Genomic DNA, 15,964 nt, shown 5'->3' on the forward strand with positions numbered 1-15,964 from the left:
GCGGCGGGCGCTCAGCCTCTGCTCTGCACCCCGTCGCGGCGCGGCCGACGGCCCTCGGTGCGGGACTGGGCGAGGTGCGCCGCGACCGACAGTCGGCCGCCCTCATGTGACCACCGCGAGAGCACCGAGTCTGCCCGCGATCGGGCCGACCCCTCGAGCTGCGACATCAGCGGGGCCACGACGTCCCGGGCGAGCGGCAGGGTCAGCTCGTCGACCCGGGAGTCGCGGACGAAGCCCTCCAGCCGTGTCAGATCGGAGGCGCGAAGGAGCGCCACACGCGACTGCAGCAGCACCACGGCGGCGAGCCGCGGCTCGAACACGGGTCGGCTCCAGAGCTCGGAGGAGAGCACGGCGATCTCGTCGTGACCGAGACCGCGGAACTTGGTCAACGCATCGCGCACCGTGCCTCGCACAGCGCCGACGGACGCCCCCGTCGCGTCGAGCCCGGCTTTCAGGCGCTCGCGCACCTCCTGCGCTCGCCAGACATCGCCCTCGTCGTCGAGGGTCGCGAGGATGAAGGTCCCGGCGTCGCTCATACCTCTAGTGTGCGTGAGGGTGCGGCCAGCGGCGCGGGGGCGGTCAGGGCAACGGCCGCCGCAGTGCGTCGAGCCGCCGCCGCCACATGTCGAGCCTCCCGGGCTCGGCGGCGAGCGCCGGACCGTCGGCCCAGGCGGTCGCCAGGCGCAGCCCGTGCAGGGCGTTGGCCGTCCACACCTCGCGCCCATCGAGGGAGGCCGGATCCGCCGGCGCCTCGATCACATCGGTCCCCAACGCGCCAGCGAGCACCGAGAGGGTCCTCGCCGTGACGCTCTGCACGCGGGCGCTGTCGGGCGGAGGCACGACGAGGGTGTCGCCGAGCCACCACAGCACCGCGCTCGACGCGCCGTCGACGATCGCCCCCTCTCGGTCGAGGATGACCGCCTCCTCGGCTCCCGCCGCTTGCGCGCGCGCGCGCAGCACCGCGAGCCTGGCGATGTCCGGCCCCTTCCACTCGGGGACCCGCCGCGGATCCACGGGGCTCGTCCAGAGGACCACCGAGCGGGTCCGCTTCGGAGTGGGCCGCTCACGCAGCCGGAGCGTGCCGGCGGCGAGTTCGACCCGCCAGAACGCCTCTCCGGTGCGGGGGAGAGCCGCGACGGCGGCGTCGAAGAAGTCCTCCGCGTGGGAGCGGGACGTGCCGCCCGCCGCCTCGACGGCGCCCAAGAAACGCGCCCGGTGCAGCTCGAGACCCCGCACACGTCCGTCGGCCACGAGCCAGGAGTCGGCGGCGGCGAGCGCCGCGGCCGGGGCGTCGACGCGAGGCCCGAGCGCCCGCCCGTCCCACTCCCGCACCTGCTCGCCGTCCACGACCGCCTACGCTAGCCGAGTGGTCCGACCCCTGCCCGCCGCGGAGCCCGCTCCCCGTGCGATCGAGGTGCCGTGGATCGACCCGGAGCGCGCCTACCTGGCCCTGTTCGCGCGTGCCGAGGCCTCCTTCTGGCTCGATTCGGGAGCAGCCGCCCGCGAGGGACGCTCCTACCTCGGGATGTCCGGCGACGTCCTCGAGGTCGCCGCGGGAGGCGCGATCGACGACGCTCTCGCCCTCGTCGATGCTGAGACGCGTGGCGGAGAGCCCGCGCTCGGACGCTATGGCTGGATCTCGTACGAGGCCGGGGCCGCCTCCCTCGGTCTGCCGGCCGTCTCCCCCCGCTCTGATGATCCGCCCGCTCTCATGCTGCTGCGCGGCGATCCTGTCCTCGTCGTCGATCACGCGCTCGGCACCGCCCGCGTGGTCGGCACCACAGCCGAGGCGGAGGCCCTCGCCCTCGCGGTCGTGGCGCTCGCCTCCTTGCCGGAGCCGGTGCCGCCTCCGCGACCGCCGGAGCCGGCCGGGCCGCCCCGCTGGCGGCACGATCCGGTGCACTACGCGGCCCTCATCGCCCGCTGCCAGGCGGCGATCCGCGCGGGCGACGCCTACCAGCTGTGCCTGACGAACCAGGTCGAGGTCGAGGGAGGGTTCGACCCGGTCGAGGCCTATCGTCGCCTGCGCCGCACGAGTCCGAGCCACCACGGCGGCCTGATCAGGAGGGGCGGCCTCGCCCTCGTCAGCGCGTCGCCGGAGCGCTTCCTCACGGGCAGCGCCCAGGGGAGGCTGGCCACGCACCCGATCAAGGGCACGAGGGCACGAGGCCGCGATCCCGAGGAGGACGCGTCGTTGCGCGACGAGCTGCTCGCGAGCGTCAAGGAGCGCGCAGAGAACGTCATGATCGTCGATCTGGTGCGCAACGATCTGGCCCGCATCGCGACCCTCGGCACTGTCTCGGTCGACCGCCTCCTCGAGGTCGAGAGCTATACACAGGTCCACCAGCTCGTCAGCGAGATCTCGGCCCTTCGCGCGCCCGGAGTCGGCCTGGCCGAGCTGCTCGCCGCGACGTTCCCCGCCGGATCCATGACGGGAGCCCCCAAACGCCGCGCCGTGGAGGTGCTGCGGGAGGCCGAGGGCGGGCCGCGCGGCATCTACTCGGGAGCCTTCGGTCGTCTCGGGTCCGACGGCTCCCTCGACCTGGCGATGACGATCCGTACGCTCGTGATCGACGCCCACCGCGCACGCCTGGGCACGGGCGGGGGCATCACGGCGCTCTCGGTCGCCGCGGAGGAGATCGAGGAGACGCGTCTCAAGGCCCGCGCCCTGCTCGACGTCCTGGGCGCGAAGAGCGAGACGCCGCCTCCCGCGGGCGCGCGGGGCGGGGAGGGAGGGCGAGGCCAGTAGGGTGGATGGTCGAACGCTGGCGCCCTGGTGCGCGCGTTCTCCCCCTCGTTCAGAAGTGAGACACACCTGTGGCAGAAGACACCTCCCAGCCGACCGGCGCGACCGACGAGGAGCGCTACGACTTCCGTGCGATCCAAGACAAGTGGCTCCCGATCTGGGAGCAGACCCGCCCGTTCGCCACGGACGACCCGAACGACAAGCGTCCGCGCAAGTACGTGCTCGACATGTTCCCGTACCCGTCGGGCGACCTGCACATGGGGCACGCGGAGGCGTATGCGCTTGGTGACGTCATCGCCCGCTACTGGCGTCAGCAGGGCTTCAACGTGCTGCACCCGATCGGCTGGGACAGCTTCGGGCTGCCCGCCGAGAACGCGGCGATCAAGCGCGGCCTCAACCCGGCGACCTGGACCTACGACAACATCGAGCAGCAGAAGCGCTCGATGAAGCGCTACGCGGCCGCGTTCGACTGGGACCGCGTGCTGCACACCTCCGACCCCGAGTACTACAAGTGGAACCAGTGGCTGTTCCTCAAGATGTACGAGAAGGGTCTCGCCTACCGCAAGGACAGCTGGGTCAACTGGGACCCGGTCGACCAGACCGTGCTCGCCAACGAGCAGGTGCTGGCCGACGGCACCTCCGAGCGCTCGGGCGCTGTCGTGGTCAAGAAGAAGCTCACGCAGTGGTACTTCCGCATCACCGACTACGCCGACCGCCTGCTCGACGACCTCAACCAGCTCGAGGGCTCGTGGCCCTCGAAGGTCATCGCGATGCAGCGCAACTGGATCGGGCGGTCGATCGGAGCAGATGTCGAGTTCGAGATCGAGGGTCGCGACGAGCGCGTCACGGTCTTCACCACCCGCCCCGACACGCTCTACGGCGCGACCTTCATGGTCGTCGCCCCCGACTCCGACCTGGCCGCAGAGCTCGTCGAGGGCGGCGATCCCGAGGTGCGGGAGGCGTTCCGCAGCTACCTCGAGACGGTGCAGAAGTCGAGCGAGATCGAGCGGCTGACCGCCGACCGCCCCAAGACCGGCGTGTTCCTCGGCCGCTATGCCGTGAATCCCGTGAACGGCGAGCGGCTGCCGATCTGGGCGGCCGACTACGTGCTCTCCGACTACGGGCACGGAGCGGTCATGGCGGTCCCCGCGCACGACCAGCGCGATCTCGACTTCGCGCGCGCCTTCGACCTGCCCGTGCGCGTGGTCGTCGACACCACTGCCTCCGTCACGGGTGCCATCCCGGTGATCCCGGAGGACCCTGAGGAGCTCGCCGCGCTCGAGGCGCAGTACTCACGCGATCCGGCCCTGACCGGGGAGGCACTGAGCGGCGACGGCCGACTCATCAACTCCGGCCCGCTCGACGGTCTCTCGAAGCGCACCGCGATCGAGCGCATCATCAAGCTGCTGGAGGAGCGCGGTCGAGGTCGTGCCGCCAAGAACTACCGTCTGCGCGACTGGCTCATCTCGCGCCAGCGCTACTGGGGCACGCCCATCCCCATCATCCACGGCGCCGACGGCGAGCTCGTGCCGGTGCCCGAGGATCAGCTGCCCGTCGTGCTGCCGCCGACCGAGGGGCTCGACCTGCAGCCCAAGGGCTCCTCGCCGCTCGGCGCTGCCGAGGACTGGGTGAACGTCCCGCACCCGGTCGACGGCTCGCCCGCGCGCCGCGACCCGGACACGATGGACACCTTCGTCGACTCCTCGTGGTACTTCCTCCGCTTCTTGTCGCCGAAGGACGACACGCAGGCGTTCGACCCCAAGCTCGCCGAGCAGTGGGCGCCGGTCGATCAGTACGTCGGAGGCGTCACCCACGCGATCCTGCACCTCTTGTACGCGCGGTTCATCACCAAGGTCCTCTTCGATCTCGGCTACGTCTCCTTCACCGAGCCGTTCACCGCGCTGCTCAACCAGGGCATGGTGCAGATGGACGGCTCGGCGATGTCGAAGTCGAAGGGCAACCTCGTCCGCCTGTCCGACCAGCTCGACGAGCACGGCGTCGACGCCGTGCGCTTGACCATGGCGTTCGCCGGACCGCCGGAGGACGACATCGACTGGGCCGACGTCTCGCCGTCGGGCAGCGCCAAGTTCCTCGCGCGCGCCTGGCGCCTCGCGAAGGACGTCACCTCGAGGCCCGACGTCGAGTGGAAGCACGGCGACGCGGTCCTGCGGCGCCAGACCCACCGGTTCCTCGCGGAGTCGCCGTCGCTGATCGAGGCGTTCAAGTTCAACGTCGTGGTCGCGCGCGTGATGGAGCTCGTCAACGCGACCCGCAAGGTCATCGACTCGGGTGCGGGGGCCGGCGATCCGGCGGTGCGCGAGGCGACGGAGGTGATCGCGATGGCCCTCAACCTCTTCGCGCCCTATACCGCCGAGGACATGTGGCACCGTCTCGGGTATGAGGGGCCGGTGTCGCACGCGTTGTGGCGTAAGGCCGATCCGACGCTTCTGGTCGAGGAGAAGGTGACGGCGATCCTGCAGGTCGACGGCAAGGTCCGCGATCGTCTCGAGGTCTCGCCGAAGATCTCGTCGGACGAGCTGGAGGAGCGGGCGCGTGCCACGCCGGGAGTCGCGCGGGCGCTCGTCGGACGCGAGGTCGTGAAGGCGATCGTGCGGTCGCCGCGGCTGGTGAACCTGGTCACGAAGCAGGCGTAGACGGCGGCTTCCGCGGGGGTCCGCCTGGGCCCCCGCTCGTTGCGGCGACGCGGCGCGGTGACGCCTTCTCCTCCACAACGCCCTTCTGAGGCGTTACTCCACAGATCGCCGACGGCGCCCCGACCGCGACGCGAGCTCGCCCTACCGTCGGGGGATGCGGCAGAGCACGGCGACCGGCGAGGAGGAGGCGCTGCTGCGCCCGCGGCGGCCCCGTCCGCGCTGGCGAGTCGGCGCGAGCGCGGCCGTGGTCCTCGTGGTCGCCTCCGCCGTCGTCGCGGTTCTGCTCGCCGGTGCGCAGGCCGGCGGGCGGGAACGCGTGCTGCCGATGGCGGCCGCGCCCACCGTGGCAGAGACGTCCGAGCCGACGCTCTACGTCCATGTCGCCGGCGAGGTCCACAACGCGGGGCTCTACCTCCTCTCGCCGGGCGCGCGCGTCGCCGATGCCGTCGCTGCCGCGGGAGGCTTCGCCGACGGCGCCGAGCGGGCGGCGGTCAATCTGGCGCGGAAGCTCGTGGACGGCGAGCAGCTCGTCGTTCCTGCGGTCGGGGCCGCGCCGCCCGCCTCCGCGGCCGGCCAGGCGGGCGCGAGCACGGCAGCAGGGGGCTCGGTCCTCAGCCTCAGTACCGCCACGGCCGCGCAGCTCGAGGAACTGCCCGAGATCGGTCCGTCGACGGCCGCGAAGATCGTCGCCTTCCGCGAGGCCAACGGCCCGTTCACCTCGGTCGACCAATTGCTCGAGGTGCCCGGCATCGGCGAGAAGACTTTGTCGGCGTTCCGAGACCAGGTGTCGCCGTGAGCCGCGTCCGGCCCCACGACCTCCGTCTGCTGCCGGCTGCACTCGCCGGATGGGCGGCCGCATGGCTCGCGGGGCTGGTGCCGGTCTCCACCGCTCTAGAGACCGGTGGCCTGCTCTGCGGCGCAGCCTGGGCGTTCGTCACGGCCGGGGGAGCGTCCGTGCTGCTGCTCCGAGGTCGACGGGCGGCCAGCGTCATGGGTGCTGCGCTCGTGGCGACCGCCGTCGCGGCACTCGCGCTCACCTCCGTCGTCGTCTCGGCTCCTCAGCGACATCCGTCCGTGCTGCGCGACGCCGTCGCGCACCGCGCCGAGATGCCGGTCACGGTGCGCGTCGACTCGGGCGCTCGCCCGCTCGCGACCGGGGGAGTCTGGTTCGACGGCACCGCTCTGAGCATCGGCGACGAGTCGGCGGCCGCACCCGTGCGCGTCCTGCTGGCTGAGCCGGGTGGACGCCTCCCGGTCGCGTCCGCTGTCGTGCTCGAGGCCCGCGCGGGGCCGAGAGAAGGCGCCGTCGGCGAGGCGACGCTGCTGACGGCATCGACCGTGCTCGAGCGCCACGCTCCGGAGGGTCCGGCCGCCGTGGCCGAGCTGCTCCGGTCTCGTTTCCTCGAGCGCGCGGCGTCCGTAGGAGGCGACGTCGCGGGCCTGCTGCCCGGCCTCGCCACCGGCGACACCTCGGCGCTCGACGGAGGGCTTGAGGAGGACATGCGCACCGCGTCCCTCACCCACCTCACTGCGGTCTCGGGTGCGAACTGCGCCGTCGTCGTGGTGGCGGGCTGGATCGTCGCGGCGCTACTGGGCGCAGGGAGACGCCTCCGGACGCTCGCGGCTCTCGGCGCCCTCGCCGCCTTCGTGGTGCTGGTCACCCCCGAGCCGAGCGTCGTCCGCGCTGCTGCTATGGCGACGGTCGTGCTGCTCGCGCGGTTGGGGAGACGCTCAGGGGCGGCAGTGCCGGCGCTGCTCGCGAGCGTCATCGTGCTCGTGGTCGCCGATCCCGCCATCGCGGGACGGCTGGGGTTCGTCCTGTCGGTCCTCGCGACCGCCGGACTCCTCCTGCTCGCCGAGCCGATCGCGTCACGCCTCGGCCAGGTCCTGCCGCGGAGTCTGGCACTCGTGCTCGCGGTGCCGACGGCAGCACAGCTGGCATGCCAACCCGTCCTGCTCCTCGTCGATCCCTCTCTTCCCGTCTACGGGGTGCTCGCGAATCTGCTGGCCGAGCCGGCCGCGCCGGCCGCCACGGGGCTCGGGCTCATCGGCTGCCTCCTGGCACCCTGGTGGCCGGCCGGCGCCGATATCGCCGTCCGCCTGGCCGCCGTTCCCGCGTGGTGGATCGCGTCCATCGCGCGCGCCGTCGCCTCCTGGCCCTCACCGCGCCTCGCGTGGCTCCCGGGAGTCGGGGGCGCGCTCGCACTGGCCGTCCTGACGCTCCTCGTCCTGGCACTGCTCACTCGGTCCGCGCGCCTGTCGCGGTTGCGTCGGGTCGTCGCCGTCGGGCTGGCGTGCCTAGTGGCGGCCGGGGGAGGGGCGGCGACCGTGACACCGCTCGCGCGCGCGGCCTCCGTGCCCGACGGATGGCGCATCGCGATGTGCGATGTCGGGCAGGGCGACGCGATCCTCCTCCGCGGTGACGCGGGCGTCCTCCTGGTCGACACGGGCCCCCAGCCGGCGCTGCTCGACTCCTGCCTGCGACTCGTGGGCGTCGACCGGGTGGCGCTGCTGGTGCTCACGCACTACGACCTCGACCACGTGGGAGGCCTCGACGCCGTGCTCGGACGCGCGGACGCGGCACTGGTCGGGCCTGTGGCCGGCCCTGACGACGAGCGTGATCGTCTCGCGCTGAGCCGAGCCGGCGCGACCGTGAGGGAGGCCGCCCGCGGTGACAGCGGTGCACTCGGTTCCCTGCGGTGGCGTGTCGAGTGGCCCGAGCGGGGCTCCGCCCTGCGGGGCAACGAGGCGAGCGTGACCCTCCGGGTCGACATCGGCCCTGATTCCGGCGGTGGTCCGCTCGCGGTGGCGCTGCTCGGCGATCTCGGCGCGGAGGAGCAGGGCCGCGTCGCACGCCTCCCGATCGGTCGGGTGGATGTGGTGAAGGTCGCACACCACGGGTCAGCCGATCAGTCGCCCGCCCTCTACGACGCGCTCGGGGCCGGCGTCGGACTGGTGTCGGTGGGAGCCGAGAACGACTACGGACATCCGAACCCGTCGACGCTCGCGCTCCTCGCCGAGCGCGGCGTCCAGCCGCTGAGGTCGGACGTCGAGGGTACGGTCGTCCTGGCGTCCCGGAGCGAGGGAGTCATTGTGTGGACCAGCGGTCCGGGCGCGGCATCGAGCTCCTCCGGCCGACGCAGGCAGACCGTAGGGTTGTCGAGGCCCGGATCGGCGGGGTACGGAGGGACGAGTGCATGGCAGGACGATCTCCCGCGCGCGTGAAGGCGGCGCCCTCGAAGGCTGCGATCCCGCAGCTGGCCTGGAATGAAGCGCGCCCCGCCCCCGTCGTGCTGGTCACCGGGCCGGAGCAGTTCCTCGCCGACCGTGCCCTGCGGTTCCTGCGCGAGTTCCTTCGCGCCGAAGACCCGAGCCTCGAGGTGAGCGACATCGACGCGGGGGCCTACGCTCCGGGCGAGCTGCTCACACTCGCGAGCCCCTCGCTGTTCGATGAGCCGCGGCTGCTCCGCGTGTCGAATGTCGAGAAGTGCACCGACGCGTTCCTCCTCGAGGCACTCGACTACCTCGCCTCGCCCGCCGAGGGGGCGACCCTGGTGCTCCGTCACGGCGGTGGGAACCGCGGCAAGAAGCTCCTCGACGCGATCCGATCGGGAACCGGCGGAGGGATCGAGATCGTCTGCGCCGAGCTCAAGCGCGAGAGCGACAAGGTCGACTTCGCCGTCGCCGAGTTCCGCACGGCGGGGCGGACGGCGACGACCGGCGCTGTCCGCGCCCTCGTCTCGGCTTTCTCCGACGACCTCGACGAGCTCGCCTCGGCGTGCCAGCAGTTGCTCTCCGACGTCACCGGCGAGATCACGGAGGCGACCGTCGCGAAGTACTACGGCGGTCGCGTCGAGACCACGGCCTTCACCGTCGCCGACTCTGCCATCGCGGGGCGGCACGGGGAGGCGCTGCTCGGCCTGCGTCACGCGCTCGCCTCGGGCGCCGATCCCGTCCCCCTCGTCGCGGCGTTCGCCAGCAAACTGCGGACGATGGCGAAAGTAGCCGGTTCGCGCGAGGGCTCGGGCCAGATCGCCTCCCGACTGGGCCTTGCGCCGTGGCAGGTCGACCGCGCGCGCCGCGACCTCCAGGGTTGGACGGGCGAGGGCCTCGGCGCCGCGATCCTCACGGTCGCCGACGCCGACGCCAACGTGAAGGGCGCCGCGCGCGACCCGGTCTACGCCCTCGAGCGCATGGTCTCCGTCGTCTCTGCGCGGGGTCTCTGATCGCCGCTAACGACGAAGGGCCCCGCGAGAAGCGGGACCCTTCGTCGTTAGCGGCGAGAGGCGGCGGTTCAGAGCGCCGCGACCTGCTTCGCGATGGCCGACTTGCGGTTCGCGGCCTGGTTCTTGTGGATGACGCCCTTGCTGGCGGCCTTGTCGAGCTTCTTCGCGGCGAAGGCGAGGGCGGTGCCCGCCTTCTCGGTGTCGCCCGCGGCGATGGCAGTGTGCACGGAGCGGATGGCGGTCTTGAGCTCGCTCTTGACGGCCTTGTTGCGCTCGTTCGCCTTCTTGTTGGTGAGGTTGCGCTTGATCTGCGACTTGATGTTTGCCACGTGGATTACCTTCTTCTCGGATGTGTGTGCAGCCGGCTACTCGACGGAGTGCCCCTTCCGGCGGCGAGATTTCGCCGTCCCGGTGCGACTGGAGGTCGCCGGCTTCTGATCACTCCGTCCACGTACCGGTGGCGGAGCGCAAGCCAACAAGGAACTTTAGCGCACCCGCCGCCCCCCTTCAACCGCGCTCCACCCTCTCCCGCCCTCCTCCCCACCCGCCCCCACCCCCTCCCCACCCCGCGAGATGCCACTTATGAGCGCGACACGCCGACGGAGCTGCGCACAAGTGGCATCTCGCGGGCGGGCGGGCGGGTGGCCGGCCAGCGCAGGGGGGGTGGGGTCGAGCCGAGGCGCGCCGAAGACCTCGAGCTGTGGCCGGGCCGGGCCCCCGCCGCCCGGCGTGGGACAATGGCCTCACGATGTCTCCACGTGCACTCACCGGGCTCGAGCCCGCCGCGACCGATCCGGCGTCCATCCGCAACTTCTGCATCATCGCCCACATCGATCACGGCAAGTCCACTCTCGCCGATCGCATGCTCGGCATCACGGGTGTGGTCGAGGATCGGGCGATGCGGGCGCAGTACCTCGATCGGATGGACATCGAGCGTGAGCGCGGCATCACCATCAAGTCGCAGGCCGTGCGCATGCCGTGGGAGCGCGGGGGCCGCACCTTCGCCCTCAACATGATCGACACTCCCGGCCACGTCGACTTCTCCTACGAGGTCAGCCGCTCGCTCGCCGCGTGCGAGGGCGCGATCCTCCTCGTCGACGCCGCGCAAGGCATCGAGGCGCAGACGCTGGCCAACCTGTACCTGGCGCTCGAGAACGACCTCACGATCATCCCCGTGCTCAACAAGATCGACCTGCCCGCAGCGGACCCCGAGAAATACTCCAAAGAGCTCGCGAGTCTCATCGGAGGCGATGCCGATGACGTGCTCCGCGTGTCCGGCAAGACCGGCGTCGGAGTCGAGGCCCTCCTCGACCGCGTGACCGAGCTCATTCCCGCGCCCCGAGGAGAGAAGGACGCGCCCGCCCGCGCGATGATCTTCGACTCCGTCTACGACTCCTATCGCGGAGTCGTCACCTACGTGCGCATGATCGACGGCCAGCTCTCGCCCCGCGAGAAGATCCAGATGATGTCGACGCGCGCGACGCACGAGATCCTCGAGATCGGCGTCTCGAGTCCGGAACCGACCGCGACTAAGGGTCTCGGAGTCGGTGAGGTCGGTTACCTCATCACCGGCGTCAAAGACGTGCGCCAGTCGAAGGTGGGCGACACAGTCACGACGGCAGCGAAGCCCGCGACGGAGTCGCTGCCCGGCTACACCGAGCCGCTCCCGATGGTCTTCTCCGGCCTGTACCCGATCGACGGCAGCGATTATCCCGACCTTCGCGAGGCTCTCGACAAGCTCAAGCTCTCGGACGCTGCGCTCGTCTACGAGCCCGAGACCTCCGTCGCCCTCGGCTTCGGGTTCCGCTGCGGCTTCCTGGGGCTCCTGCATCTCGAGATCATCACCGAGCGCCTCCAGCGCGAGTTCGGCCTCGACCTCATCACCACCGCCCCGTCGGTCATCTACGAGGTGACGACAGAGGACAAGAAGACGGTCACAGTCACCAACCCGAGCGAGTTTCCCGGCGGCAAGATCGCGACGGTCACGGAGCCGATCGTCAGGGCAGCGATCCTCGCGCCCAAGGACTACGTCGGAACGATCATGGAGCTGTGCCAGAGCCGTCGTGGCACGCTGATCGGCATGGAGTACCTCGGCGAGGACCGTGTCGAGATCCGCTACCACATGCCCCTCGGCGAGATCGTCTTCGACTTCTTCGACAACCTCAAGTCGAAGACCGCCGGCTACGCCTCCCTCGACTATGAGCCTGCCGGGTCGCAAGAGGCCGACCTCGTGAAGGTCGACATCCTCCTCCAGGGCGAGCAGGTCGACGCGTTCAGCGCGATTGTGCACCGCGAGAAGGCGTATGCGTACGGTGTGCTGATGACGGGCCGTCTGCGCAAGCTCATCCCACGCCAGCAGTTCGAGGTGCCGATCCAGGCCGCGATCGGCGCCCGCATCATTGCCCGCGAGTCGATCAGCGCGATGCGCAAGGACGTCCTCGCCAAGTGTTACGGCGGCGACATCACCCGCAAGCGCAAGCTCCTCGAGAAGCAGAAGGAGGGCAAGAAGCGCATGAAGATGGTCGGCCGCGTCGAGGTTCCCCAGGAGGCGTTCATTGCCGCGCTGAGCGGCGACGTCGAGACGAAGGACAAGAAGTGAGCATCCGCCGCTCGAATTTCGAGGGACAGCCGCAGGTCACGTACGCGGCGGTCGGCGGCACTCTCGCTCCCGACCTGCTCGAATACCCGCCGGACGGCTTCACGGCCGAGCGCTTTGAGGCGCGTCTCGGCTCAGGCGATGAGCGCTTCGCCATCACCACCGCCTCCCTGATGACCTGGGGCGTGCAGCGGGGCAGCGGCATCGAGGTGACCGAGGTCACGAGCGGCAGCGGAGTGCAGTACACCGGAGTCAATTTCGACTCGGCGGGCACGCCGATCGATCTCGCGAGCCGGCCGACGGAGGAGCACTTCGCGCCCGACGGCACCCCCTACATCACCGCGGGTGTCACGGCGGTGCTCAAGGTCGCCCTCTTTGGGAGGGTCTTCGACGCGCCCGTCCGCGTCGTCTACGTCGTCGACGAGCCCGACCAGGTCGGCTTCGCCTACGGCACTCTCGAGGGGCATCCCGAGAGCGGCGAGGAGTCGTTCGTCGTCGAGAAGCGCGCCGACGACTCCGTCTGGCTCGTCGTCCGTGTCTTCTCGCGACCCGCCAGCCGCCTCTACCGCATCGGCGCGCCCGTGCTGCGCGCCGTGCAGAGACGACAGGTCAAGAAGTACCTGCGCGCGCTGCTCCCCGCGCGCGTCAGCTGACGTGGCGAGCGCCCTTCCGCTCGCCGACCCGGCCCCGATCGACGGGCTCCTTCCCGCGTCGGTGGCCGAGGGAGCGCAGGGCCGCGACCTCGGCCTCTACGTCCACGTCCCCTTCTGCCGGGTGCGCTGCGGATACTGCGACTTCAACACCTACACCGCGACGGAGCTGCGCGGCGCCCGCCAGCAGGACTACGCCGACGAGGCGATCGCCGAGATGGCGCTCGGCGCGAGTGTGCTGGAGCGCTCGGGACTCCCGCGTCGTCCGGCGGCGACGGTGTTCTTCGGAGGCGGCACCCCGACCCTCCTGCCCGCTCACGATCTCGTGCGGATGCTCGACGGCCTGCGCAGGCACTTCCGTGTGGCCGAGGGCGCGGAGATCACGACGGAGGCGAATCCCGATTCGGTGGACGCCGACTACCTCCACGCCCTCGCCGACGCGGGCTTCACGCGCGTGAGCGTCGGCATGCAGTCGGCCGTGCCGCACGTGCTGGCGACACTCGAACGCACCCACGATCCCGAGCGCGTGCCCCTCGTGGTCCAGTGGGCGCGCGAGGCGGGTCTGCAGGTGAGCCTCGACCTCATCTACGGCACGCCGGGGGAGTTGCTCGCCGACTGGCAGCGCTCGCTCGACGCGGCCCTCTCCTACCGCCCGGATCATCTCTCGGCCTACGCGCTCATCGTCGAGGAGGGGACCAAGCTCGCGCGACAGATCCGTCGCGGCGAGGTGGCGGCTCCCGACGACGACCTCACCGCGGACATGTACGAGCTCGCCGACGCGCGGCTGGCCGCGGCGGGGTACTCGTGGTACGAGGTGAGCAACTGGGCGAGCGATGACGCCCACCGCTCGCGCCACAACCTCGCCTACTGGCGGGGCCACGACTGGTGGGGCATCGGCCCGGGCGCGCACAGCCATGTCGGAGGCGTCCGCTGGTGGAACGTGAAGCACCCGGCCGCGTACGCGCAACGGCTCAGCGAGGGCGTGTCGCCTGCTGCCGGGCGCGAGACGCTCGACTCCGCGACCCGCAGGCTGGAGGACGTGCTGCTCCGCTCACGCCTCTCTGACGGGCTGCCTCTCGCCGCGATCGACCGGGAGCGGCGGCGCGAGGTGGCGGGGCTCATCGCCGACGGCCTCGTCGACGGCGCGGCCGCGATCGCGGGGCGCGTGGTGTTGACGCTGCGCGGGCGCTTGCTCGCGGATGCCGTCGTGCGGCGCCTCACCGAGGGATGAGACACGCCGCGGCTGTTCGATCGGCGCGAACGCCGAGCCGGCAGCCGCGGCGGGGGTGTCTCGAGGGGCGCCTCCGGTCGGAAGCGCCCCCTCTCCTCGTTACTTGAAGAAGGGGATGCTCAGCGGGTACGTGTAGTACTCGCCGGCGCTCGCGCGCATCGCCGCGATGATCGCGAAGATGATCACGAGGATCGGCACCACAAGGAACACGATGAAGCCGATGATGACGAAGCTGAGGATCGTGCCCGCGATGTAGGCGATGAGGGTCGTGAGGTGAAAGTTCAGCGCCGCTTTGGCGTGAGCCTCGAGGAACGGCCCGCGGCCCTTGAAGACCAAGTACACGATCAGTGAGGGCAGGAAGCTGAAGAAGATCCCCAGCACGTGCGTCACGATCGCCCAGGTCTTCTCGTCGGCCGGGTTGAGCGGCGCGGCGGGAGCCCCGTAGGCGGGGGGTGGGGGAGGAGGGGTGGCCGACATGATGGTCTCCGTTTCCGACGTCTGCGCCGGGCGTCACCCGTGCGCTCGGCGTCCATCGTGGCACGGTACGCGCTCGCGCACAGCATTTTCGGAGGTTCGACTCGCCGAGTCATCCGGAAGGAGGAGGGGGCGGCGCCACGCGGATCGCCGCGCAACCCCGCCCGGGGGTGTGGGGCGCGGTTATGATTGGCACTCAGAGTTGCGGAGTGCCAGGCTCCGCGAGCGGCCAATGGGCCGCACAGAATCGTGCCGGAGGGCACCCGGAGTCCGGCAGGAGGTCGATCGGATGGTGACAGAACGCGGTCTCCAGGTGCTCCGCGTCATCGTGCAGGACTACGTCGCGAGCCGCGAGCCGGTGGGCTCCAAGTCGATCGTCGAACGTCATGCGTTCGGAGTCTCGGCGGCGACGATCCGCAACGAGATGGCGCAGCTCGAAGAAGAGGAGCTGATCGCCGCGCCGCACACCTCCTCCGGCCGAGTACCCACCGACAAGGGCTACCGCCTCTTCGTCGACCAGCTCACCGATCTGCGCCCGCTGACCGTGGCGCAGCGGCATGCGATCGAGACCTTCCTCGGCCAGAGCCCGGATCTCGACGAGGTGTTGGTCAAGACCGTGCGTCTGCTGTCGCAGCTGACCAACAGCGTCGCCCTGGTGCAGTACCCCTCTTTCGGCGCGGCCCGTCTCCGCCATGTCGAGCTCGTCGCGCTGGCCCCGCGCCGTCTCCTCTCGGTGCTCATCACCGACACCGGACGCGTCGACCAGCGCGTTCTCGAGACCCCCGACGACGTCGACGACGCGCTTCTAGGAGAGATCCGGGCCAAGCTCAACACCGCGGTGCTGGGCCTCGGCCTCCAGGCCGCCGCGGAGGCACTCGGTTCCGTGTCCGAGCGGTTCGGCCCCGAGCGCCATGCGCTCCTCGCGCCGATCGTGCAGACCCTGCTCGAGCAGGTCGGCGCCAACCGGCAAGACCGCCTGGTCATGGCGGGCGCGGCCAATCTCGTCCGCACCGAGGAGGACTTCTCGGGCAGCATCTACCCGGTGCTCGAGGCGATCGAGGAGCAGGTCGAGCTGTTGCGCCTCTTCGCCGAGGTGACTCCCGACGCGCGGGGAATCTCGGTGCGCATCGGGCGCGAGAACGCGTCGTTCGGCCTGCAAGAGACCTCCGTTCTCACGAGCGGCTACAACACCGCCGGCGGCCAGGTCGCGCGTCTGGGCGTGCTCGGTCCTCTCCGGATGGACTACTCCGGCAACATCGCGGCGGTCCGAGCCGTCGCCCGCTACCTCTCTCGCCTCCTCGGCGACGAGTAGACCCCCCGCCGGTCCCCTCCGGCCCCCGGTCGCCGTGCCCGGCGCACCGATCGACGAACGAAGGACGAAGCCACC

General features: G+C 71.1%; 13 protein-coding genes. 9 read left to right on the top strand and 4 right to left on the bottom strand.

Annotation, left to right across the window (positions count from 1 at the left end; all coding sequences use genetic code 11):
- Positions 1-11: 11 nt before the first annotated feature.
- Both ITJ45_RS05735 and ITJ45_RS05740 read right to left on the bottom strand, forming a co-directional pair.
- The gene (locus tag ITJ45_RS05735; protein ID WP_194608722.1) at positions 12-536 is read right to left on the bottom strand and encodes a DNA alkylation repair protein; all 525 of its coding nucleotides are present in this window, start codon (positions 534-536) and stop codon (positions 12-14) included.
- 43 nt (positions 537-579) lie between these two features.
- Positions 580-1,347 (bottom strand): aminotransferase class IV, encoded by a 768-nt coding sequence (locus tag ITJ45_RS05740; protein WP_194608720.1) that lies wholly within the window; start codon positions 1,345-1,347, stop codon positions 580-582.
- Between the two features lie 19 nt (positions 1,348-1,366).
- On the opposite strand from ITJ45_RS05740, the gene ITJ45_RS05745 reads away from it, so the two are divergent.
- From ITJ45_RS05745 to holA, 5 genes are all read left to right on the top strand, one after another.
- Complete coding sequence (locus tag ITJ45_RS05745; protein ID WP_323742929.1) at positions 1,367-2,749, top strand: anthranilate synthase component I family protein; 1,383 nt, start codon at positions 1,367-1,369, stop codon at positions 2,747-2,749.
- A 68-nt stretch (positions 2,750-2,817) separates the two neighbouring features.
- Positions 2,818-5,400, top strand: coding sequence for a leucine--tRNA ligase (gene leuS, locus ITJ45_RS05750; protein ID WP_194608718.1), 2,583 nt, complete (start codon positions 2,818-2,820; stop codon positions 5,398-5,400).
- A gap of 154 nt (positions 5,401-5,554) precedes the next feature.
- A complete protein-coding gene (locus ITJ45_RS05755; protein WP_194608716.1) occupies positions 5,555-6,196 on the top strand; it encodes a ComEA family DNA-binding protein in 642 nt (213 codons plus the stop codon).
- Positions 6,193-8,625 carry a ComEC/Rec2 family competence protein gene (locus ITJ45_RS05760; protein ID WP_194608714.1) on the top strand — a complete coding sequence of 811 codons (2,433 nt, stop codon included), beginning with the start codon at positions 6,193-6,195 and terminating at the stop codon, positions 8,623-8,625. The genes ITJ45_RS05755 and ITJ45_RS05760 overlap by 4 nt, the downstream gene beginning before the upstream one ends.
- Entirely contained in the window at positions 8,598-9,626 is a 1,029-nt protein-coding gene (gene holA, locus ITJ45_RS05765) for a DNA polymerase III subunit delta (protein ID WP_194608712.1), read from the top strand. Before ITJ45_RS05760 ends, holA begins: the two co-directional genes overlap by 28 nt.
- A 68-nt stretch (positions 9,627-9,694) precedes the next feature.
- Here holA and rpsT read toward each other — a convergent pair whose 3' ends face one another.
- Entirely contained in the window at positions 9,695-9,955 is a 261-nt protein-coding gene (gene rpsT, locus ITJ45_RS05770) for a 30S ribosomal protein S20 (protein WP_097165711.1), read from the bottom strand.
- 419 nt (positions 9,956-10,374) lie between these two features.
- On the opposite strand from rpsT, the gene lepA reads away from it, so the two are divergent.
- The 3 genes from lepA to hemW are packed head-to-tail and all read left to right on the top strand — an operon-like array spanning position 10,375 to position 14,103.
- Positions 10,375-12,225, top strand: a complete 1,851-nt coding sequence (lepA, locus tag ITJ45_RS05775; RefSeq protein ID WP_194608710.1) for a translation elongation factor 4 — start codon at positions 10,375-10,377, stop codon at positions 12,223-12,225.
- Positions 12,222-12,875 (top strand): DUF1990 domain-containing protein, encoded by a 654-nt coding sequence (locus ITJ45_RS05780; RefSeq protein ID WP_323742925.1) that lies wholly within the window; start codon positions 12,222-12,224, stop codon positions 12,873-12,875. Before lepA ends, ITJ45_RS05780 begins: the two co-directional genes overlap by 4 nt.
- A 1-nt stretch (position 12,876) precedes the next feature.
- Positions 12,877-14,103: a radical SAM family heme chaperone HemW gene (gene hemW / locus ITJ45_RS05785; RefSeq protein ID WP_194608708.1), complete on the top strand. Its 1,227-nt coding sequence runs from the start codon at positions 12,877-12,879 to the stop codon at positions 14,101-14,103.
- 99 nt (positions 14,104-14,202) lie between these two features.
- Here hemW and ITJ45_RS05790 read toward each other — a convergent pair whose 3' ends face one another.
- On the bottom strand, positions 14,203-14,580 hold the full coding sequence (locus tag ITJ45_RS05790; protein WP_194608706.1) for a DUF4870 domain-containing protein: 378 nt from the start codon (positions 14,578-14,580) through the stop codon (positions 14,203-14,205).
- A gap of 286 nt (positions 14,581-14,866) precedes the next feature.
- Here ITJ45_RS05790 and hrcA point away from each other — a divergent pair, with 286 nt between their 5' ends.
- Positions 14,867-15,889 (top strand): heat-inducible transcriptional repressor HrcA, encoded by a 1,023-nt coding sequence (hrcA, locus tag ITJ45_RS05795; RefSeq protein WP_194608704.1) that lies wholly within the window; start codon positions 14,867-14,869, stop codon positions 15,887-15,889.
- The last annotated feature ends 75 nt before the right edge of the window (positions 15,890-15,964 follow it).

The sequence above is a fragment of the Rathayibacter sp. VKM Ac-2879 genome (assembly GCF_015351245.1).
Classification (GTDB): Bacteria; Actinomycetota; Actinomycetes; order Actinomycetales; family Microbacteriaceae; genus Rathayibacter.